Origin of the sequence: Bradyrhizobium sp. SZCCHNR1051, assembly GCF_032489615.1 — a bacterium.
Lineage (GTDB): Bacteria > Pseudomonadota > Alphaproteobacteria > Rhizobiales > Xanthobacteraceae > Bradyrhizobium.
This window is the reverse complement of record NZ_JAUEYJ010000013.1, coordinates 122,538-140,342: the sequence shown is the minus strand read 5'-3', so window position 1 is coordinate 140,342 and position 17,805 is coordinate 122,538. Positions and strand designations below refer to the sequence as shown.

At 65.1% G+C, this 17,805-nt stretch carries 21 protein-coding genes; 13 read left to right on the top strand and 8 right to left on the bottom strand.

Features of this window, described 5'->3' with window-relative positions:
* The first annotated feature begins 486 nt into the window (after positions 1-486).
* The 3 genes from QW868_RS17760 (at position 487) to QW868_RS17750 (ending at position 2,655) form a co-directional block, all read left to right on the top strand.
* Positions 487-1,746, top strand: a complete 1,260-nt coding sequence (locus tag QW868_RS17760) for an acyltransferase (RefSeq protein WP_316231069.1) — start codon at positions 487-489, stop codon at positions 1,744-1,746.
* Positions 1,747-1,934: 188 nt separating this feature from the next.
* The gene (locus QW868_RS17755) at positions 1,935-2,192 is read left to right on the top strand and encodes a hypothetical protein (RefSeq protein WP_315738574.1); all 258 of its coding nucleotides are present in this window, start codon (positions 1,935-1,937) and stop codon (positions 2,190-2,192) included.
* Positions 2,193-2,385: 193 nt separating this feature from the next.
* A complete protein-coding gene (locus QW868_RS17750; RefSeq protein ID WP_315738575.1) occupies positions 2,386-2,655 on the top strand; it encodes a hypothetical protein in 270 nt (89 codons plus the stop codon).
* A 33-nt stretch (positions 2,656-2,688) separates the two neighbouring features.
* Here QW868_RS17750 and QW868_RS17745 read toward each other — a convergent pair whose 3' ends face one another.
* Positions 2,689-3,309 carry a glutathione S-transferase gene (locus tag QW868_RS17745; RefSeq protein WP_315811690.1) on the bottom strand — a complete coding sequence of 207 codons (621 nt, stop codon included), beginning with the start codon at positions 3,307-3,309 and terminating at the stop codon, positions 2,689-2,691.
* A gap of 108 nt (positions 3,310-3,417) precedes the next feature.
* Between QW868_RS17745 and QW868_RS17740 the strand changes: the two genes are divergently transcribed.
* Positions 3,418-3,945, top strand: a complete 528-nt coding sequence (locus QW868_RS17740; RefSeq protein ID WP_316231068.1) for a mismatch-specific DNA-glycosylase — start codon at positions 3,418-3,420, stop codon at positions 3,943-3,945.
* Positions 3,946-4,898: 953 nt separating this feature from the next.
* Here the strand turns inward: QW868_RS17740 and QW868_RS17735 are convergent.
* Positions 4,899-5,339 (bottom strand): hypothetical protein, encoded by a 441-nt coding sequence (locus tag QW868_RS17735; protein ID WP_315717830.1) that lies wholly within the window; start codon positions 5,337-5,339, stop codon positions 4,899-4,901.
* 416 nt (positions 5,340-5,755) lie between these two features.
* Here QW868_RS17735 and QW868_RS17730 point away from each other — a divergent pair, with 416 nt between their 5' ends.
* Together QW868_RS17730 and QW868_RS17725 are read left to right on the top strand one after the other, a co-directional pair.
* Positions 5,756-6,025 carry a helix-turn-helix domain-containing protein gene (locus QW868_RS17730; protein WP_315717831.1) on the top strand — a complete coding sequence of 90 codons (270 nt, stop codon included), beginning with the start codon at positions 5,756-5,758 and terminating at the stop codon, positions 6,023-6,025.
* Positions 6,026-6,186: 161 nt separating this feature from the next.
* Entirely contained in the window at positions 6,187-6,714 is a 528-nt protein-coding gene (locus QW868_RS17725; protein ID WP_316231067.1) for a collagen-like protein, read from the top strand.
* Positions 6,715-6,744: 30 nt separating this feature from the next.
* Here the strand turns inward: QW868_RS17725 and QW868_RS17720 are convergent, their stop codons facing one another.
* Positions 6,745-7,017 (bottom strand): DUF2277 domain-containing protein, encoded by a 273-nt coding sequence (locus QW868_RS17720; RefSeq protein WP_316231107.1) that lies wholly within the window; start codon positions 7,015-7,017, stop codon positions 6,745-6,747.
* Between the two features lie 96 nt (positions 7,018-7,113).
* Here QW868_RS17720 and QW868_RS17715 point away from each other — a divergent pair, with 96 nt between their 5' ends.
* From QW868_RS17715 to QW868_RS17695, 5 genes are all read left to right on the top strand, one after another.
* Positions 7,114-8,175, top strand: a complete 1,062-nt coding sequence (locus tag QW868_RS17715; protein WP_316231066.1) for an alpha/beta fold hydrolase — start codon at positions 7,114-7,116, stop codon at positions 8,173-8,175.
* Between the two features lie 21 nt (positions 8,176-8,196).
* Positions 8,197-8,550, top strand: a complete 354-nt coding sequence (locus tag QW868_RS17710) for a hypothetical protein (RefSeq protein ID WP_315811687.1) — start codon at positions 8,197-8,199, stop codon at positions 8,548-8,550.
* A gap of 163 nt (positions 8,551-8,713) precedes the next feature.
* Positions 8,714-9,835: an efflux RND transporter periplasmic adaptor subunit gene (locus QW868_RS17705; protein WP_316231065.1), complete on the top strand. Its 1,122-nt coding sequence runs from the start codon at positions 8,714-8,716 to the stop codon at positions 9,833-9,835.
* Positions 9,836-12,910, top strand: coding sequence for a CusA/CzcA family heavy metal efflux RND transporter (locus QW868_RS17700; protein ID WP_316231064.1), 3,075 nt, complete (start codon positions 9,836-9,838; stop codon positions 12,908-12,910).
* Positions 12,907-13,218 (top strand): DUF3240 family protein, encoded by a 312-nt coding sequence (locus QW868_RS17695; protein ID WP_315811686.1) that lies wholly within the window; start codon positions 12,907-12,909, stop codon positions 13,216-13,218. The genes QW868_RS17700 and QW868_RS17695 overlap by 4 nt, the downstream gene beginning before the upstream one ends.
* A 109-nt stretch (positions 13,219-13,327) precedes the next feature.
* Here QW868_RS17695 and bfr read toward each other — a convergent pair whose 3' ends face one another.
* The 3 genes from bfr to QW868_RS17680 form a co-directional block, all read right to left on the bottom strand.
* Positions 13,328-13,813 (bottom strand): bacterioferritin, encoded by a 486-nt coding sequence (gene bfr / locus QW868_RS17690; RefSeq protein WP_315717837.1) that lies wholly within the window; start codon positions 13,811-13,813, stop codon positions 13,328-13,330.
* A gap of 120 nt (positions 13,814-13,933) precedes the next feature.
* A complete protein-coding gene (locus QW868_RS17685) occupies positions 13,934-14,218 on the bottom strand; it encodes a bacterioferritin-associated ferredoxin (protein WP_315738584.1) in 285 nt (94 codons plus the stop codon).
* A gap of 188 nt (positions 14,219-14,406) precedes the next feature.
* The gene (locus QW868_RS17680) at positions 14,407-14,676 is read right to left on the bottom strand and encodes a hypothetical protein (RefSeq protein ID WP_316231063.1); all 270 of its coding nucleotides are present in this window, start codon (positions 14,674-14,676) and stop codon (positions 14,407-14,409) included.
* A gap of 169 nt (positions 14,677-14,845) precedes the next feature.
* On the opposite strand from QW868_RS17680, the gene QW868_RS17675 reads away from it, so the two are divergent.
* A complete protein-coding gene (locus tag QW868_RS17675; RefSeq protein WP_315738586.1) occupies positions 14,846-15,184 on the top strand; it encodes a hypothetical protein in 339 nt (112 codons plus the stop codon).
* Between the two features lie 215 nt (positions 15,185-15,399).
* On the top strand, positions 15,400-15,681 hold the full coding sequence (locus QW868_RS17670) for a hypothetical protein (RefSeq protein WP_008964967.1): 282 nt from the start codon (positions 15,400-15,402) through the stop codon (positions 15,679-15,681).
* An 82-nt stretch (positions 15,682-15,763) separates the two neighbouring features.
* Here the strand turns inward: QW868_RS17670 and QW868_RS17665 are convergent, their stop codons facing one another.
* Together QW868_RS17665 and QW868_RS17660 are read right to left on the bottom strand one after the other, a co-directional pair.
* Complete coding sequence (locus QW868_RS17665) at positions 15,764-16,951, bottom strand: lytic murein transglycosylase (RefSeq protein WP_316231062.1); 1,188 nt, start codon at positions 16,949-16,951, stop codon at positions 15,764-15,766.
* Positions 16,952-17,083: 132 nt separating this feature from the next.
* Positions 17,084-17,662, bottom strand: coding sequence for a TIGR00645 family protein (locus tag QW868_RS17660; protein WP_315738588.1), 579 nt, complete (start codon positions 17,660-17,662; stop codon positions 17,084-17,086).
* Positions 17,663-17,805 lie beyond the last annotated feature (143 nt).

Below are 17,805 nucleotides of genomic sequence, written 5' to 3'. Positions count from 1 at the left end.
AATCTCTACAAATACTTGATTCTTAGCCGGGTATATCGTCGATTTTTGACTCAGTAGTATTAGCGGACGGCAACCGACGGATCTCTCCACGCTCGCACATGGCTGAAAGCCGTTCGCGTAACCCACCATTCCGCGCAGGCGGCGGGTTACGCGCCCTGGCAAACATTCCCTCCGCGGTGAAATCGTCCCGCGGGCGCTAACCCGCCCTACGTTCTCCGTGCAGGAAGCAACCGCTCCGCCTGCAGAATTCGCCGGCCTCAGCTACTCGCCGTCGCCCAAGCGCAGTTCAACCGCGAGGTCCCCTTCATCCACTGCAATGATGCCGAGCCGCGCCGCCGTTTGCCACCGCAGCGAGCGGCCTGCCTCATTCTGCTGCAACCCTGCGTCGTGATGGCCCCGCTCCGCGATTTTCGTCTCTTGCGGCCGATTTAAATTTTAAATAGGATTTAATAATCCGAAACATTATCTCCGAAAATTTCACGATAGATGTTTTATTCATGGTCGATCCATGCCCTGTTCCGCCTCGTTGGCGCCGCCACGGCGCCATTGCGGGAGGCGATCCGGGAGGCCTTCCAGGCTCAGGTCTATCCGCTCGGCTACGTTCCCTCGCATGACGGCATGCGCGGGCTGATGACCCTGGGCGTCGTTACGGCCCATGTCTCGCACACGCTCGTGCCGGGCGCCGTGCTCTATATCGACCTGTTCTTCGTGGCGAGCGCCTATTACATCACCGGCCTGCTGCTGCGGGACATCGACAAGCACGGCCACATCAGGTTCCGGCAGTTCTATGCGCGGCGCTTCGCCCGGATCGTGCCGCCGCTGCTGCTGATGCTCGCCGCCTATCTGCTGTTCGCCTGGCTGCTGCGGCCGCCGTTCCTGCCGGCGCTGGAACGCGCCGCGATCGCGCTCTCCTACATCGCCAACTACTGGTATGTGTTCGACCCGAAGACGATCGAGGACATCGGCCACACCTGGACGCTGTCGACCGAGGAGCAGTTCTATCTGCTGTGGCCGCTGACCTTCGCAGTCCTGGTCAAGCGCCTCGGCGTCACCTGGCGATTGGTCGGCGCCATCTGCGCCATTGCGGCCGCGATCTGGGCCTGGCGCGTCGCTCTGGTGCTCGATGGGGCCGAGTGGCGCCGGCTCTACACCGCGTTCGACACCCGCGCCGATGCACTGATGGCGGGATGCGCGATGGCCGTCGTGCTCAGGCTGGTGCCGCACGGCACCTCACCCGCGCTCGACCGGCTCTGGCCGAAGCTGGCGTGGCCGCTCCTGATCTATTGGGGCACGGTCACCTTCCTGTTCTGGCCGGCGGACGGGCCGAGCATGAACTACTATCTGTTCGGCAGCATGCTGTGCGGCGTGCTTCCCGGCATCCTCGCGTTGACCATGCTGATGCGCAGCCACGGCACGATCTGCCACCGCATCTTCGAATGGCCGGTCGCGATCTTCCTCGGCCGGATCTTCTACGGCATCTATCTCTGGCACCTGCCGGTTCTGAATTTCCTGGACAGCTACGGCGTCTGGTGGCCGCTGCGGCTCGCGATCGGGCTGCCGCTGTCGGTCGTGGCGGCCACGCTGTCCTACGCCTATCTCGAGCGCCACTTCCTGCGCCGGCGCGCGGGGCCGGTGGCCTCGCAGCCGCTCCTCGCCGGCGCGGGTCCGGCGCTGGTTCCGACCGCGAGCTTCAGCGGCGATCTCCGGTTCTCGTCCCGACCGAGCGCCGGGGGCATCCACTCCTGAGGCCTGCGCGACGCGCTGCGCACGCCGAGAGGCCTCTCGCTCCGCCACCTCATCGCGCCTCATCATCGGCCGGGGGCATCGCGCGCTTTTGCCGCACGATTCGCGCGCGGCTGCCTTCAAATTGATCGAGACCGCTCCGACATAGGGCCGGCCGCGGGCTGGGCCAGTTTGTTGCCGGAGTTTTCACGATGCCTCGTTTCACCACAGTCTGTCTTGCCGCAGGCCTCGCCGCGGCCGCGCTGCTCGCCGCTGCGCCGGCGCAGGCCGGCTACTACATCATCCGCTGGGACAACACCGGCATCTGCCAGGTCTGGAGCGAGGCCTTCGCCTTCAAGCCGATCGCATGGCCGTCCGGCTATCAGGTCATCAGCCGGCCGGTGCCGACGTTCAACGACGCCGTGACCCGCCAGATCAGGCTCCGCCAGCAGGGCCGCTGCACGCTGTAAGCCGGCGCGCGCCTGACGGCATCATGTGACAACCGCATGTCGTCATTCACATCCCGGACATCGCTGTGAACGACGGCACGGGCGGCTTGCGTTGCGCGCGCTTTTGTCGCACCACTTGGGCCTTGGTCCGGCCGCAAGGCCGGTGGCCCGCGCGGGCGGGCGATTGTCGTTGTTTCGTTTGAGGAGATTGATGATGCGTCGCCTGACCACGTTCGCTGCCGCCACGGCCATTGCAGCCGCCTCGATCGTGCCCACCGCCTTCGCCGCGCCTGCGCCCAAGTCCGGCTACTACGTGATCCGCTGGGACAACACCGGCATCTGCCAGATCTGGAACACCGAGTTGCAGTCGAAGCCGGTGGAGTGGCCGTCGACCTACAAGATCGTTTCCAAGCCGGTGCCGACCTTCGTCGAGGCGACCAACATCCAGCTCAAGCTGCGCGACGAGCGCCGCTGCTTCCTGTAAGCGGCGTTCGCACGCATTCATGCATGGCGGCGGTCAGGCGGCGCTGACCGCGCTCGCCTGCATCGGCACGAATCCGGGCAGATCAGTGATCCGCGCCAGCCACGCCTGCACGCTCGGGTACGGCGTCAGCGACACGCCGCCTTCGGGCGCGTGCGCGGTGTAGCTGTAGAGCGCGACGTCGGCGATGGTCGGCGCCGCGCCGGTGAGGAACGGCCGCGCGGCGAGTTCCCGCTCCATCACCGTGAACAGGCTGTTGGCGAGCTGATGCGCCCTCGCCATGTCCAGCGGGGCGCCGAACAAGGTCGCCACCCGCGCCGCTGCCGGGCCGAACGCGAGCGGACCGGCCGCCGCCGACAGCCAGCGCTGGACCTGCGCTTGGCCGAGCGGATCGCGCGGCAGCCATTTGCCCGAGCCGTCATAGCGGCCGGCGAGATAGACCAGGATCGCATTGGAGTCCGGGATGACGGCGTCGCCGTCGACCAGCACCGGCACCTGGCCGAACGAATTGAGCGCGAGAAAGTCCGGCCGCTTGTGCGCGCCGCCCTTGAGGTCGACCTCGACGAGCTCGCAAGGCAGGTCAAGCAGGCTCAACATGAGCCGCACGCGATGCGCGTGGCCGGAAAGAACGAAATGATACAGACGACGTTGCGACATGCGGTGCTCCTGTTGCTCGCCGTCACCTAGACCACGGCCGCCGCAGCAACAATGCAGCATCGCGTCAACAGCCTGTTGCAACGACTGCAACAATGAGACAACGGCGCCATGGACCGCCTGCCCGACCAGCTCCAGCCCGGCCTGCGCCTCGTCTTCGTCGGCACCGCCGCGAGCGAGCGCTCGGCGGCGACCGGGCACTATTACGCCCACCCCGGCAACCGCTTCTGGCCGACGCTGTTCGCCGTCGGCCTGACGCCACGGCTGTACCAGCCGCACGAGTCTCCAGCGCTGCGCGTGCTCGGCATCGGCTTCACCGATCTGTGCAAGCAGGGCGCGGGCATGGACCATGTCGCGCTGAAGGCCGGCGTCGACGTCGCCGGTTTCATTGCGAAGATCCGGCAGCATCGACCAGCCACGGTCGCCTTCACCAGCAAGAAGGCCGCGAGCCTGTTCTATGGCCAGCCGACCGGCGCGACCGCGCTCGGGCGGCAGCCGGAGCAGGCCGACTTCCCGACCACGTTCGTGCTCGCCTCGCCGTCCGGCGCGGCGTCGGGTGCGTGGACATTGGCGCCGTGGCGGGAGCTGGCGATGCATTTGGCCCAGACCTCAGACGCGCAGCCGACTCGCGTGCGGTGATGATGGGTAGTAAGCCCATCATCATTGCGGCAAGCGACTCGCTGACGACGATCCGCGCAATGCCGATGACTGCGCCCTCTCCCCTTGTGGGAGAGGGCATGTAGTATAGAGCGGCAAACGCGCTCGGGTGAGGGGTCCCTCTCCGAGCGTAGTTTGCTGAGAGAGACCCCTCACCCAAGCGAGCGGGCTGATCGGCCGGAGATGCCCTCTCCCACAAGGGGAGAGGGCGCTGCATCGCAGAGCGCAATGCTGGCGATCCGACGCGCGGTTGTGGCTATCCACGTCACCGAGGTGAAGCATCCTATCTCTGCCCGACGGGCAATCCGCGCATGCGCATCATGCGCAAACTGCCCGTCGTGTTAGTTTGTCGCACCCACGCGCGCTTGCCACGTCGGGCAAATCAGGACGATGTTTTCGCTCAACCCGCCTCATGCAGAGGGACGTACGCGTCGTCACGATACGTGGAGGTGGGCCGCGGTGGACGTGGTGGCTGCGCCCGACGAGCGCCGGCTGTCACGTACGGTGAAGTCGTGATGTCCTGACACCCCGAAGCTGGTGTCACGTGCGTGCTCATGCGAAAGCGTAGCGCGCGCAATGGTGGCCAACAAGCCCGGCGCACCAGGGAGACCACGTATAAGCCGTCAAACCATGCGCGCAGGGAAGGCCGGGATGTCTCCGCCGAACCTGTGGTTCTGCCGCGTGCTTTTTTGTTGCACGCGGACCATGGGAGCGGCGAGCTCCCGGCCTTCCCTGCCCCTCTCGATTTTCGACGGGGCTCTCACGATGCATCCCTCGCGCACGCGGTGCGGCGAGAGCGCGGGCTTATGAGCAGAAGAGAGGGAGAGAGATGGTGTTGGCAATGCTCAGCACGCAACAACGGTCGTCGCCCACGCAAGCGGGCGATGACACTTGTTGTGAGTTGCTGGGCGTCCACGATGACGACGACGACGCAACTACCTGATCGTGATAGCAAGCCCCGACAGATCGACGTTCGCCAAGAGGCCGATCTGCTCACCCGAGAGCTCCAGCACCGCGCCCTTCTGGTTGGTCAGCACGATGCCGCGCACGCCGCGGCCGACGGCAAGGCCCGCGCCGGCGGCGCCATAGACGCCCTCGACGTCGGACGGACGCCAGATGTTGCTGACGCGGCCGCGCAGCACCGTGCGCGAGCCGCCGAACACCAGACCCCAGTCGAGGCCGCCGGTCGACAGCGGATAGGCGCGGCCATGAAAGTTCAACACGCCGCTGCCGCCGGAGCCGCCGATGATCCACCCCGCTTTGTAGATGGTCAGCGTGATGAAGCCGCCATCTGCGTGCGCCGTGGCCGGAATGACAGCGCCGCAAGCAGCTGTCAGTGCCACCAGCAGACCGCGAAGCGAGGATGCAATTGTCATGGATGAAGTCTCCAGCGAAGTGAATTTGGGCTTGAGGTAATTCGATGGCCGTGTGCGACGATCGTGCCCCACTAAGCGAATCGATCGGGCCGAATTTAGCCCTTTGCACGGCACCGTGCATGCGCAGCCGCCGGTGTGTTCGATATGATGCGCTCGCAGCGCAGGAACTGTGGCGGTCCGACGATCAGTCCTCTGCACCCCCATCGTGGACGCGCGTCGGCGCCGGCCAAATGGGTCGAGACCCGCGCGAAACCAAGGCCATTTCGGGGTATTCGGCACCGGTGCGACAGCAGGACGCCCGCGTTAAGGCCCCATTAACCTTGTCGGACCACGGTGATCTACGGGCTGGATGTTTAGTTGGTCTCGATGTTTGCGCGTCGTTTCAGTGTCGGCGTGGGCGTTGATCGGGAGGAGTTATGTCGCAAGAATTGTCATCCGAAGCCGCAAGTCCGTCACTCGTGCCGCTTGCCATGCCACCGTCGCGCTCCGCGGCGGAGGTCCTGCCGCTGTTGATCGGCACGCCGTTGTCCGAGATCGAGCGCGAGCTCATCGTGCAAACCCTGGCGCGCTGCAACGGCAACCGTACCCACGCCGCAAGGCTGCTCGGCATGCCCGTGCGCACTTTGCGCAACAAGATCCGCATCTACACGGCCGACGGCATCGCGGTGCCGGCCTATTCGGCCTGATCCAACGGCGGCCACGCGATATCCCATCGCGTGGAACTCATCAGGATGCGACGCCGATTGATGTTGATCAATCGGCCTCGCAGCCCTGCTGCAATTGCTGCCATCATCGCGGCTCTGTTACGCTTCGCCGCGAATCAGAGGTGTGTAGCGGAGTTGCGGTAGTGGCAAAGAATCCGGCCGGACGCGGCCTGCAGGGCCCCGTGGGTCCACGTGGCCCGCAGGGGCAGCCCGGGCGACGCGGGCCAGATGGTCAGCGCGGCAAGCCGGGTTCCGACGGCAAGGCAGGTGCGCAAGGCAAGCCCGGCCCGCAAGGGCCGCGCGGCGAGCAAGGCCCGCCCGGCAAGCCGGGACCGCAGGGGCCTCAAGGTCCGCAGGGTGAACCGGGACCGCCGGGCACGCTGCCGACGATCGATCAGCTGATGCCGTGGCTCGAGCAGATCTTCGCGGCCTATGACGACTACAAGCGCGCGCGCGATCGCGAGGCGCATGAGCGCGAGGCCGAGCTGGTCGCGGTGCGCGACATCTTCGCCGCGACGACCCATGACGATGCGCTGGACGAGGCCTTCGAGGACGACGATCCGCACGACATCGACATCCCGAAGAAGAAGAAAAAGAAGAAGGGCAAGAAAAAGAAGAAGCACGACAAGCAGGCCCAGGACCGCCACGACCACGACGACGAGGGGTTCTGAGCTTCGCCTTCTGTCAGGGCACGATGGGCCTCAGCGCGGGCCGAACCTGGCCGCCGAACGCTCCCGCGCCTTGGCCGCCTCAATCTCGCGGTCGCGCGGCGGGGCCTGGGTCTGCAGCGAGGTCAACAGCCGCCGCGCGGCGTCGGCCACCTCCTCGACCGCGCGGGCGAAGGCGGCGTCGTTGGCTTGCGACGGCGTGTTGAAGCCGGACAGCTTGCGCACGAATTGCAGGGCCGAGGCCTGAATTTCAGCCTCCGTCGCCGGCGGCTCGAAATTGAACAGCGTCTTGATGTTGCGGCACATGATGAGTCCCATCAATCCGGTACTGAACCAAGTCGCAGACCGTGCTATCATGTCCCCGACGCGGCCGGAAGAGTCGCGCATGATCAGGGGGAGTCCATGGTTCGACCGCTTGCCGCCGTTTTTGCCGCCGTCGTCGTTTTTTGCGCGCCGGCCCGCGCCTCCGACTATCCCGCCCCGAAGCAGGGCGACTTCGTCGTCAAGGATTTCAAGTTTCACACCGGCGAGACGCTGCCGGAGCTGAGGCTGCACTATACGACCGTCGGCGAGCCGACCGGGCAGCCGGTGCTGGTGCTGCATGGCACCGGCGGCTCAGGCGGAAGCATGCTGGTGCCGACCTTCGCCGGCGAATTGTTCGGCAAGGGCCAGCCGCTCGATGCGACCAGGTACTACATCATCATTCCCGACAGCATCGGCCACGGCAAATCGTCGAAGCCCTCCGACGGGCTGAAGACCAGGTTTCCCGCCTATGACTATGCCGACATGGTCGATGCGCAGCATCGCCTGCTGACCGAGGGCCTCGGCATCAAGCACGTCCGGCTCGTGATCGGCAATTCCATGGGCGGGATGCACAGCTGGGTGTGGGCCACGCGCTATCCGGACTTCATGGACGCCGCGGTGCCGATGGCCTCGCAGCCGACCGAAATGGCGGCCCGCAACTGGATGCTGCGCCGGCTGATGCTGGAGACGATCCGCAACGATCCCGACTACAATGGCGGCAACTACACCGCACAGCCGCGCATGATGAAATATGCCGTCACGGCCTATGCCACCGCCACGGCCGGCGGCACCATCGCCTATCAGCTCGCGGCACCGACCGCGGCCAAGGCCGACAAGCTGGTCGAGGAGCGGCTCGCCACGCCCATTCCCACCGACGCCAACGACTTCATCTATCAGTGGGACTCGTCGCACGACTACAATCCGTCTGCCGATCTCGACAAGATCAAGGCGACCGTGATGCTGATCAACTCGGCCGACGACGAGCGCAACCCGCCGGAGACCGGCGTGACGGTCGACGCCATGAAGCGCGTCGCCAACGGCAAGCTCCTGCTCATCCCGACCTCGGCCGAAACGCGCGGCCACCTGACCACCGGAAATGCGAAGTTCTACGCCGAGCCGCTGCGCGAATTGCTGGCGACGGCGCCACAGCGCGGCATGTAGGTCCGCAGAAGGGAGCGTTGAATGCGCAGGATGGTGCTGGCCGGTCTCACGATGGGCTCGCTCGCCTGCGCGACCGTCGCCGCCGCCTTCGACAACGGGCAGTTCGACAACGTCCCGCCTGACATTCGCGCGTGGTTCAAGAGCGTGATCGCGCCCAACGGCGTGCCATGCTGCGATGTCTCCGACGGCCACCGCACCACCTATGACGTGCGTGACGGCACCTATTGGGTGCCGATCGAAGGCCGGTGGATGGCGGTGCCGGAACGCGCCATCATCCGCGACCGCGGCAACCCGATCGGCGAGGCCGTGGTGTGGTACGTCCATCACCGCGGCGACATCATCATCAGCTGTTTCGTTCCCGCCGATGCCGTATGAGGCGCCGGCGCGTGCGGCTACCACTCATGCGACTCATTAGCGGCACGAGAAGTGACCTCCGGTTTCGTGACTAGCTCCGATTGACCTAAGTCAACAGTCGCGGAAACCGGCCGAAATAGTGTACAGAATGTGTCATGCATGAACCTGAAGATTCTTGATCGAGATGCCCAAGCGATTGTTTTACTGGTCCGCAGGCCGTCTGGCCCGGGCGTCTCTCGGGCTGGCTCTCGTTGTGGCGCCCTGCGCCGCGTCGGCCGATGATGAGCTGAAGCTCACGCCAAGCCAGGCGCAGAACCTCGGCGTGCGCGTGACGCATCCGATCTCCAGCCGGATGGACAAAACGCTGCCCTATCCCGCGCAGATCGTCATTCCCACGCCTCAACTGTGGGTCGTCAGCGCGCCGGTCGCGGGAATGATCACCAACCTCGCCGTTGCCCGCGGCGATCGCGTGACCGTCGGACAACCGCTGCTCACGCTGGAGAGTCCGAGCTTCGTCTCGCTCCAGCGCGATTACCTGCATGCGCTGGCCCAGGAGGTTCTCGCGGTTCAGCAGTTGAAGCGCAATGCCGACCTGTTCGAAGGCAAGGCCATCCCGCAACGCGTGCTGGAGTCGAGCCAGACCGAAGCGCGCCAGGCCAGCATCGTCGTCGCCGAACGTCGGCAGATGCTGCACATCAGCGGGCTGTCCGACGAAGCCATCGCCCGGCTCAGCAGCGAGGCGGCGATCAGCGCGACGCTCACTGTGACGGCCCCGCGCACGGCGTCCGTGGTCGAGCTCGCGGTATCGCCGGGCCAGCGCCTGGAACAGGCCGCGTCACTGGTGAAGCTCGCCCGGCTGTCGCCGCTATGGGCCGAGATCGCGATTCCCGCAACCAACATCGGCGCCATCAAGACCGGCGCCAAGGTCGACATCGAAGGCTATGCGACACCGGGCCAGGTCATCCTGGTGTCCGAGACGACCGATGCCGCCACGCAGACAATTCTCGTCCGCGCCGAGATTCCCAACAACGGCGAACTGCATTCCGGACAAATGGCGGCGGCCCGCATCGGCTTTGTCTCGGCAGGAGAAAGCGCGTGGGAAATTCCCTATAGCGGCCTCGTCCGGCGCGGTGAGCAGACCGCGGTGTTCGTTGCCACGGAAGGCGGCTTCCGGCTCGTTGCGGTCACCCTGCTCGCGGAGGATCAGGATCACGTCGTCATCGCAGGCCCCCTCACGGACAAGAACGAGATCGCCATCGGCGGCATCTCGGCGTTGCGCGGCATCCTCTCGCGACTGGGGCAGTAGATGCTGCAACGGCTGGTCGCATTCGCGCTGTCACAGCGGCTCTTCGTCATCCTCAGCACGCTGCTGGTGATCGGCGCAGGCGCCGTTGTCTTGCCGAGCCTGCCGATCGATGCCTTTCCAGACGTCTCGCCGGTCCAGGTGAAGATCATCATGAAGGCTCCCGGCCTGACGCCGGAAGAGGTCGAGCAGCGCATCACGGTACCGATCGAGCTGGAGCTGCTCGGGTTGCCGAACAAGAAGATCCTTCGCTCGACCACGAAATACGCGCTGGCCGACATCACCGTCGATTTCGAGGACGGCACCGACATCTACTGGGCCCGCAATCAGGTGTCGGAGCGGCTGTCCAACATCTCGCGCGACTTTCCCGAGGGCGTGAACGGGGGCCTCGCCCCGATCACGAGCCCTCTGGGCGAGATGTTCATGTTCACGATCGACAGTCCCGAACTGTCGCTGGCCGAACGCCGGACCTTGCTCGACTGGGTCATCCGACCAGCGCTGCGCACGGTGCCCGGAGTAGCCGACGTCAACGCGCTCGGCGGCTATGTCCGCGCCTTCGAAATCGTGCCGAGGAACGACGCGCTGGCGGCGCGCGGCATCTCGTCCGAGCTGTTTCGCAAGGCCATCGAGGCCAACAGCCGCAACGACGGTGCCGGGCGGGTCAACCAGGGCGAAGACAGCGCGCTGGTCCGCATCGAAGGCAGCATCCGCGGCATCGACGACATCCGGGCGATCATCGTCGACACCCGCGACGGAATCCCGATCCGGGTCAACGACGTCGCAAGGGTCAAGATCGGCGCACTCACCCGCTATGGCGCCGTCACGACGGACGGCAAGGGCGAGACGGTCGAGGGGCTCGTGCTCGGTCTGCGCGGCGCCAACGCCGGACAATTGGTGCGCGACGTTCGGGCCCGGCTGGACGAACTGAAGCGGTCGCTGCCGAGCAGCGTCTCCATCAACGTGTTCTACGACCGCAGCCGGCTGGTCAACCGCGCCGTCGGCACGGTGGTCCGGGCGCTGGGCGAAGCCACGGTGCTCGTCGTCGTGCTGCTGCTGCTGTTCCTCGGCAATTGGCGCGCCTCGCTGGTGATCGCGCTCAGCCTGCCGCTCGCGATCGTGATGGCGCTGATCGTGATGCGGGCGGTCGGCATGTCCGCTAACCTGATGAGTCTGGGGGGCCTTGCAATCGCGATCGGCATGCTGATCGACGCGCTGGTCGTGGTGGTCGAGAACATCGTCGGCAATCTCGCCAAGCACGATCACGGAAGCGCCACGCCGCTGATCCACGTCGTCTACCGCTCGGTTTGCGAAGTCCTGCAGCCGGTCGCCTCGGGCGTCCTGATCATCATCATCGTGTTCGTTCCGCTGCTGACCTTGCAGGGGCTGGAGGGAAAGCTCTTCATTCCGGTCGCGCTGGCGATCATTTTCGCTCTGGCCGCATCGCTGCTGCTTGCGCTGACGGTGCTTCCGGTCGCGACGTCCTTCGTGCTCACATCCGCATCGCATGACGATCCAATGCTGATCCGGGCAGCGCAGCGCGTCTACGCGCCCGCACTCGACTGGGCGCTCGGGAACGAGCGCAAGGTGATCATCGCGGCGCTGGTCAGCCTCGTTGCCGCGGGATACGGCTACACCCAGCTGGGCAAGACCTTCATGCCGACGATGGACGAAGGCGACGTCATCGTCAGCGTGGAAACGCTGCCGTCCGTCAATCTCGACGAGTCCCTCGCCATCAATGCCCGGCTGCAGACGGCGTTGATGAAGGTGCCAGACGTCGCCGGCATCATCGCGCGCACCGGCTCGGACGAGCTCGGGCTCGATCCGATGGGACCCAATCAGACCGACACGTTCCTGGTGCTCAAGCCGGCAGACCAACGGCAGACCAGCGACCGCGATGTCCTGCTCGAGAAGCTTCGCGAGGTCCTGACCGGCTTCCCCGGCGTCTCGCTCAGCTTCACGCAACCCATCGACATGCGCGTGCAGGAAATGATCAGCGGCGTGCGCGGCGACGTCGCGGTCAAGATCTTCGGCCCGGACATCACCAAGCTCAACGAGATCGCAGCGAAGCTGTCGGCGATCATGTCCGACATCGATGGCGCCCAAGACGTCTACACGACGCTCAACGAGGGCGCGCAATACTACACGATCGCCGTCAACCGGATGGAGGCGGGCCGCCTTGGGCTCACCGTGGACTCGATCTCGGCCGCCTTGCGCACGCAGATCGAAGGCCGAACGATCGGCACCGCGCTCGAGGAGGGACGCCGGACGCCGATCCTGGTCCGCGGCGGCGAGACCACGCGGCAGGCTCCGACGATGCTGGCGGCGCTGCCGCTGACGCTTGCGTCAGGCCAGCATGTTGCGCTCTCGCAGGTCGCCCGCATCCAGAGGGTCGACGGCCCGGTGAAGATCGATCGTGAGGACGGCAACCGCATGAGCGTGGTTCGCAGCAACGTCCGCGGCCGTGACATGGTCGGCTTCGTGCAGGCGGCCCAGCAAAGGGTCGCAGCCGAGCTGCCGCTGCCGTCCGGCTATCGGCTGACATGGGGCGGGCAGTTCGAGAACCAGCAGCGTGCAGCCGCGCGTCTGTCCGTCGTTGTGCCGGTCGCGATCGGCCTGATCTTCGTGCTGCTCTTCACGACGTTCGGCTCGGTGCGCCAGGCCCTGCTCGTCCTCGTCAACATTCCCTTTGCGCTGATCGGCGGCGTGTTCGCGTTGGTCTCGACCGGCGAATACCTCTCCGTCCCGGCCTCCGTCGGCTTCATCGCACTGCTTGGAATCGCCGTGCTCAACGGCGTCGTGCTGGTGTCTCATTTCAACCAGTTGCGCGCTCACGGGCTCTCCGAGCAGCGCATCGTGGTCGAAGGCGCAAAGCGCAGGCTGCGGCCGGTGCTGATGACGGCGAGCATCACGGCGCTCGGATTGATCCCACTGCTGTTTGCATCCGGACCTGGATCGGAGGTCCAGCGTCCGCTTGCGATCGTCGTGATCGGCGGCCTGTTGTCGTCTACGCTGCTGACGCTGATCCTGTTGCCGATCCTGTATCGCCGCTACGGCGCCGCTGCGAAGGACGCGACATGACCGGCCAAGCCGTCTGCCTGACACTGATCGTGCCGGATGCGCTTCGTGCCGAGGTGCTCGACCATCTGAGCGAGCAGACCGATCTGGTGAGCGGCTTTACGGCCTCTGATGCGTCCGGACATGGCGTCCGCGTCCGGCTGCGCAGCGCGGCGGAGCGGGTCAAGGGACATGCCGACGAGGTCGTCGTGCGGATCGTGCTGCAGGGACAGGATCTCGAGCACCTGCTGGAACGGCTCAGGAACGCATTTGCAGGGACGAAGCTCGTCTATTGGGTCATGCCCGTGACGGATTTCGGCATTATCGACTGAGCACGACTCTGGGCGCCCCTCACGTCACAGGGGCGGTCGATTCAAGGCATGAAACACCAGCCGTGAATCGACCCTGTACCGAAAGCGGACGACCGCCTCAACGTTGACGTCAGTGCTCGCTCTCGAGGCCGCCGACGTGCTTCTGCGTGTAGAGTTCGAGACCGATCCGGTTGATCAGGTCGAGCTGGGTCTCGAGGAAATCGATGTGATGCTCCTCGTCCTTCATCAGCTGCTCGAACAGGTCGCGCGACACGTAGTCCTTCACGCCATGGCAATAGGTTGCGGCTTCCTGATACAGCGTCCGCGCGCCGATCTCGGCGGCGAGATCGCACTCGATGATCTCCTTGACGTTCTGGCCGATGCGCAGCGGATCGAGCACCTGCATGTTGGGGAAGCCGTCGAGGAAGAGAATGCGGTCGGTGAACTTGTCGGCGTGCTCCATCTCCTCGATGGATTCCTTGCGCCAGACCTTCGCCATGTCGAGAAGGCCCCAATTGTTCAACAGGCGATAGTGCAGCCAATATTGGTTGATGGCAGTCAGCTCGCTGCGCAATCCCTTGTTGAGATATTCGATGACCTTGGGGTCGCCCTGCATGGATAAGCTCCGAAAAAGTTAGAGGCCGCAGGCGCTCAATAACAGGTTCGAAGTGCGGAGACGACCCCCGTTCATGTGCATTTTTAGGGCGGAAAGCACGCGACCGAGGGCAAACGCCTGTCAGCAGGCGGCGAGCGCGAACCGGCTCTGAAGGTCGTCATCGATCGCCTGCACCGGCGCCGCCCCATGATGGTGGCCGTGCTGACAGCCAACCTGGCAGGAGCGGGCGCAGGGACCCAGCGCCTCGTCGATGATCGTCTTGATTGTGCGCGCACAGCGGCCGCATTCCGCGCTGCACCCCAGGCAACCGTAGACCTGCTTGGGGTTCCGCGGCAGTTCGTCCGCAGACTTCACCGCGTTGCGGATGTCGTGATCGCTGATGACGTTGCAGGAACAAACAATCATGAGAAACCGGCCAATCGTCCTTGGTCAGGTATCGATAGTCATCCGCAGCTACCCGCGCAAAGGGAAAACGGCGCTTTTGAAGCGATTCCAATTTCCAGATCAATCTAGAACGACTCCAACTATGCGAGCTTGCCGCAGATCAAAGTCGTCGCCGGACGACCATCGAGCGGCGATCGAGCAGCCGGAACTCAGTCGCCACCACCCCCGTCGCCTCCACCACTGTCGCCACCGTCACCCCCGCCATCGATCGGGTTTCCCATGACGTCTGACGAGGTATTGGAAAACCAACTCGCAAGTCCGATCCCCTGGCCGTCGTGCGATGAGCTGCCGGAATCGCTGATGGTGGTGTCGGTGGAAGAGCGGCGGCGGTTGGGCCCGCGGTCGGCGCGAACCAGCAGCGCGTAGCAGATGGCCGAGGTCGGTCCGATCGCCACGACGATCGTCATCGTGGGAGTCATGCCTGCTCCGAACCGACGTCAAATTTTGTGCACTGCAGCATTGAACGCATCCTTGAGATGGGTCGTCCAATGGAACGCGCCCGTTCATTGATCATTCAAGCGGGATATGTGAACCTGCCGTATCGCTTGATGCGCGATCCGCCGACTTGGAGTGAGAGAGGTTAAGGTCATGAAGAAGACTCTTGCGGCCCTGGCCGCCGTCGCGACGCTGTCGACCGCAGCGCTGGCCCCTGCTCCTGCTGAAGCGCGCAATGGTCGTGTCGCCGCCGGTGTCGCTGCCGGCCTGCTCGGCGGCGCCCTCATCGGTGGCGCCATCGCTGCGGGCAGCAATCCCTATTATTACGGGCCGGGCTACTCCTACTCGCCAGGATATTCTTACGGGCCGGGCTACTCCTATTACGGCGGGCCTGCCTACGTCGCCGATCCCGGCTATGCCTGCTATTGGCAACGCCAGCGCTTCTGGGACGGCTACGGCTGGCGGCTTCGCCGCGTCCGCGTTTGCGAGTGATCGTTCACCTTCATTAATTCCATGACCTTGCACCGGAATTTCGAGAACGGCGGCCTCCACGGCCAGAAAAAACCGTTTTTCCGTCGCATCAGGTCGGACAGAGTTTACGAAGGGTTGACGGATTGTCGTGTTTTCTCACGATGCTGACGGCCCCTGATCGTGCGTGAATCACCAACCTGGTGCCCGCGAGGGCGCCTTCCAGGAGATCTCGGAACATGAAGAAGATCCTGACCGCAGTGCTTGCGGTTGCGACCATCGCCGGTTCGCTGAGCGTGACGGCACCAGCCGCCAAGGCTGGCGACGTGGGTGCCGGCGTGGCTGCCGGCCTGATCGGCGGCGCCCTGATCGGCGGCGCGATCGCGTCCAGCCGCCCGGCCTATGGCGGTCCGGTCTATGTCGAAGCCCCTCCGCCGGGCCCGCCGCCGTGCGTGTGGCGCCGTGAGCGCTATTGGGACGGCTACGGCTGGGTGTCGCGCCCGGTTCGCGTCTGCTACTGATCCTGACGACGCATAGCGTTGCAGCAAGCCCGGCCCTGCGGCCGGGCTTTTTGCTGCCGGCCAATCCGCTGAATTCGGTCGATCAGCGCGCGGCGTTGATCGCCTGCAGCACCGACTCGCTCGGCCAGCAGTCGACCTTCAGGCCCGCCTTCTTCTGAAATGCGCCGAGCGCGGCGCGGGTCTGCATGCCGGCCTTGCCATCCAGCTTGTCGCCGTAGAGACCGAGCCGCGTCAGGCCCTTCTGCATCGCCTCGACGTCCTTGCTCCGAAGCTGCTTCGACGCCGCCCACGGCGTCGCGAACGGGGCCGAACTCGTCATGCGGTCCGCGAGGTGGCCGACGAACAGCACGTAGAGATCGGAGAAATTGTACTCCTTGATGACGAAGTAGTTCGCCGTCGTCAGGAAAGCCGGACCATAGATGCCCTCAGGCTGCAGCAGCGACGCCGGCTGCCGCTGCTCGGCTGCGCTCAGCCGCTGGCCATGCACCGGGACGAAGCCGGCCCGCAGCCATTCGCCGATCGGCTTCTTCACCTCCGGCACACCCATCGCGCAATCGACATTGGCAGGCGGCTTGACCTCGTAGGCCCAGCGCACGCCGCGCTGCCAGCCCTTGTTCGCAAGCTGCAGCGCCGCCGAGCCCAGCGCGTCCGGCACCGAATGCCAGAGATCGACCTTGCCGTCGCCATCGAGATCGACGCCGTGCTTGTAGTACTCCGACGGCAGGAACTGGGTGAGCCCGACCGCCCCGCCCCATGAGGCCCTGAGATCGCCGCGCGACACGACACCGTCGCTCAGCATCTTCAGCGCCATGATGAACTCGGTGCGGTACTGGTCCTTGCGCCGGCCGACATAGGCCTGCGTCGCCAGCACGCGCAGCGCATCGTAGGGCAGCGCATAGCGGCCGAAATCGGTTTCGCGGCCCCAGATCGCGAGCACAACCGGCCCCGGCACGCCGAAGCGGCGTTCGATCTCGGCGAGCGCCGAACGATATTGCTGGATCAGCTTCTCACCGTGCGCGGCCAGCCGCGCGATCGACGCTTCCTTGATGTAGTCGGCTGGCACCTGCACGAACTCGGCCTGCGCCGGCGCCCCCGTCGCGGGCCGGCCGGGCAGCAGCAGATCGGGAAGCTTGTAGTCAGGCTCCAATCCGCGCGTCTCGGCCTCGAACGTCGCGCGGGAGACGCCCTGCTCCTTGGCTTCGGGCCAGAGCGAGTTGACGAACTCCGTGAAGGCGGCGTCGGTCGCGCTCGCTTGGCCATCGCCAAACATGCAGAGCACCAGACCGACGAGAACGAGCCTGCGCAAACGGAGTAGCAGCTGCCGAGCCATCCGATAGGGCTAGCACAGCCCGCGGCCGTTGTGAACGTCAGCAGACCGCGCGGCGGAACTCGAGGCTGCCGCTCAATGCCCCGCCTGCTTCGCCTCTTCGATCGCGGCATTCGACAATTTGTCGACCACGGCGATGCCGATCGCGGAGAGGATGAAGACCGTGTGGATGATCGTCTGCCACATCACGCCGGTCTCGGTGTAGTTCGACTTGCCCGACGAGAGCGCGCCGGCCTCGATGAAGGTACGGAGCAGATGAATGGAAGAGATGCCTATGATGGCCATCGCCAGCTTGATCTTCAGCACGCTGGCATTGACGTGGCTGAGCCATTCGGGTTCGTCGGGATGGCCCTGCAGATTCAGCCGCGACACGAAGGTCTCGTAGCCGCCGACGATCACCATCACGAGCAGGTTCGAGATCATGACCACGTCGATCAGGCCGAGCACCGCGAGCATGATCTGCTGCTCGGAGAAATCGAAGGCGTGAGCGAACAGGTGCCAGAGCTCCTTCAGGAACAGCACGACATAGACGCCCTGTGCGATGATCAGCCCGACATAGAGCGGTAGCTGCAGCCAGCGCGAGCCGAAGATCAGCATTGGAATGGGGCGCAGCGCTCCGCCCTTGGAGGACAGGGTCGCGTCGGGGGAAGACATGATGGGATTTTCTCGCGGCTGGATGGGATTGCGAAACGACTATCTACGCAATCACGTCGCACATGGAAGCGACAACTGGCCGCAGCCTGGGCGCGACGCTTTGTCCCGGAACGAAGACAGCGTCGCGCCTTGCGATGTCCTGA

What these genes read in the sequence shown, in the direction of transcription:
- QW868_RS17760 (WP_316231069.1), top strand. Translation starts at nt 487, where the DNA reads ATGTTTTATTCATGGTCGATCCATGCCCTGTTCCGCCTCGTTGGCGCC.
- QW868_RS17755 (WP_315738574.1), top strand. Translation starts at nt 1,935, where the DNA reads ATGCCTCGTTTCACCACAGTCTGTCTTGCCGCAGGCCTCGCCGCGGCC.
- QW868_RS17750 (WP_315738575.1), top strand. Translation starts at nt 2,386, where the DNA reads ATGCGTCGCCTGACCACGTTCGCTGCCGCCACGGCCATTGCAGCCGCC.
- QW868_RS17745 (WP_315811690.1), bottom strand. Translation starts at nt 3,309, where the DNA reads ATGTCGCAACGTCGTCTGTATCATTTCGTTCTTTCCGGCCACGCGCAT.
- QW868_RS17740 (WP_316231068.1), top strand. Translation starts at nt 3,418, where the DNA reads ATGGACCGCCTGCCCGACCAGCTCCAGCCCGGCCTGCGCCTCGTCTTC.
- QW868_RS17735 (WP_315717830.1), bottom strand. Translation starts at nt 5,339, where the DNA reads ATGACAATTGCATCCTCGCTTCGCGGTCTGCTGGTGGCACTGACAGCT.
- QW868_RS17730 (WP_315717831.1), top strand. Translation starts at nt 5,756, where the DNA reads ATGTCGCAAGAATTGTCATCCGAAGCCGCAAGTCCGTCACTCGTGCCG.
- QW868_RS17720 (WP_316231107.1), bottom strand. Translation starts at nt 7,017, where the DNA reads ATGTGCCGCAACATCAAGACGCTGTTCAATTTCGAGCCGCCGGCGACG.
- QW868_RS17715 (WP_316231066.1), top strand. Translation starts at nt 7,114, where the DNA reads ATGGTTCGACCGCTTGCCGCCGTTTTTGCCGCCGTCGTCGTTTTTTGC.
- QW868_RS17710 (WP_315811687.1), top strand. Translation starts at nt 8,197, where the DNA reads ATGCGCAGGATGGTGCTGGCCGGTCTCACGATGGGCTCGCTCGCCTGC.
- QW868_RS17705 (WP_316231065.1), top strand. Translation starts at nt 8,714, where the DNA reads ATGCCCAAGCGATTGTTTTACTGGTCCGCAGGCCGTCTGGCCCGGGCG.
- QW868_RS17700 (WP_316231064.1), top strand. Translation starts at nt 9,836, where the DNA reads ATGCTGCAACGGCTGGTCGCATTCGCGCTGTCACAGCGGCTCTTCGTC.
- QW868_RS17695 (WP_315811686.1), top strand. Translation starts at nt 12,907, where the DNA reads ATGACCGGCCAAGCCGTCTGCCTGACACTGATCGTGCCGGATGCGCTT.
- bfr (WP_315717837.1), bottom strand. Translation starts at nt 13,813, where the DNA reads ATGCAGGGCGACCCCAAGGTCATCGAATATCTCAACAAGGGATTGCGC.
- QW868_RS17685 (WP_315738584.1), bottom strand. Translation starts at nt 14,218, where the DNA reads ATGATTGTTTGTTCCTGCAACGTCATCAGCGATCACGACATCCGCAAC.
- QW868_RS17680 (WP_316231063.1), bottom strand. Translation starts at nt 14,676, where the DNA reads ATGACTCCCACGATGACGATCGTCGTGGCGATCGGACCGACCTCGGCC.
- QW868_RS17675 (WP_315738586.1), top strand. Translation starts at nt 14,846, where the DNA reads ATGAAGAAGACTCTTGCGGCCCTGGCCGCCGTCGCGACGCTGTCGACC.
- QW868_RS17670 (WP_008964967.1), top strand. Translation starts at nt 15,400, where the DNA reads ATGAAGAAGATCCTGACCGCAGTGCTTGCGGTTGCGACCATCGCCGGT.
- QW868_RS17665 (WP_316231062.1), bottom strand. Translation starts at nt 16,951, where the DNA reads ATGTTTGGCGATGGCCAAGCGAGCGCGACCGACGCCGCCTTCACGGAG.
- QW868_RS17660 (WP_315738588.1), bottom strand. Translation starts at nt 17,662, where the DNA reads ATGTCTTCCCCCGACGCGACCCTGTCCTCCAAGGGCGGAGCGCTGCGC.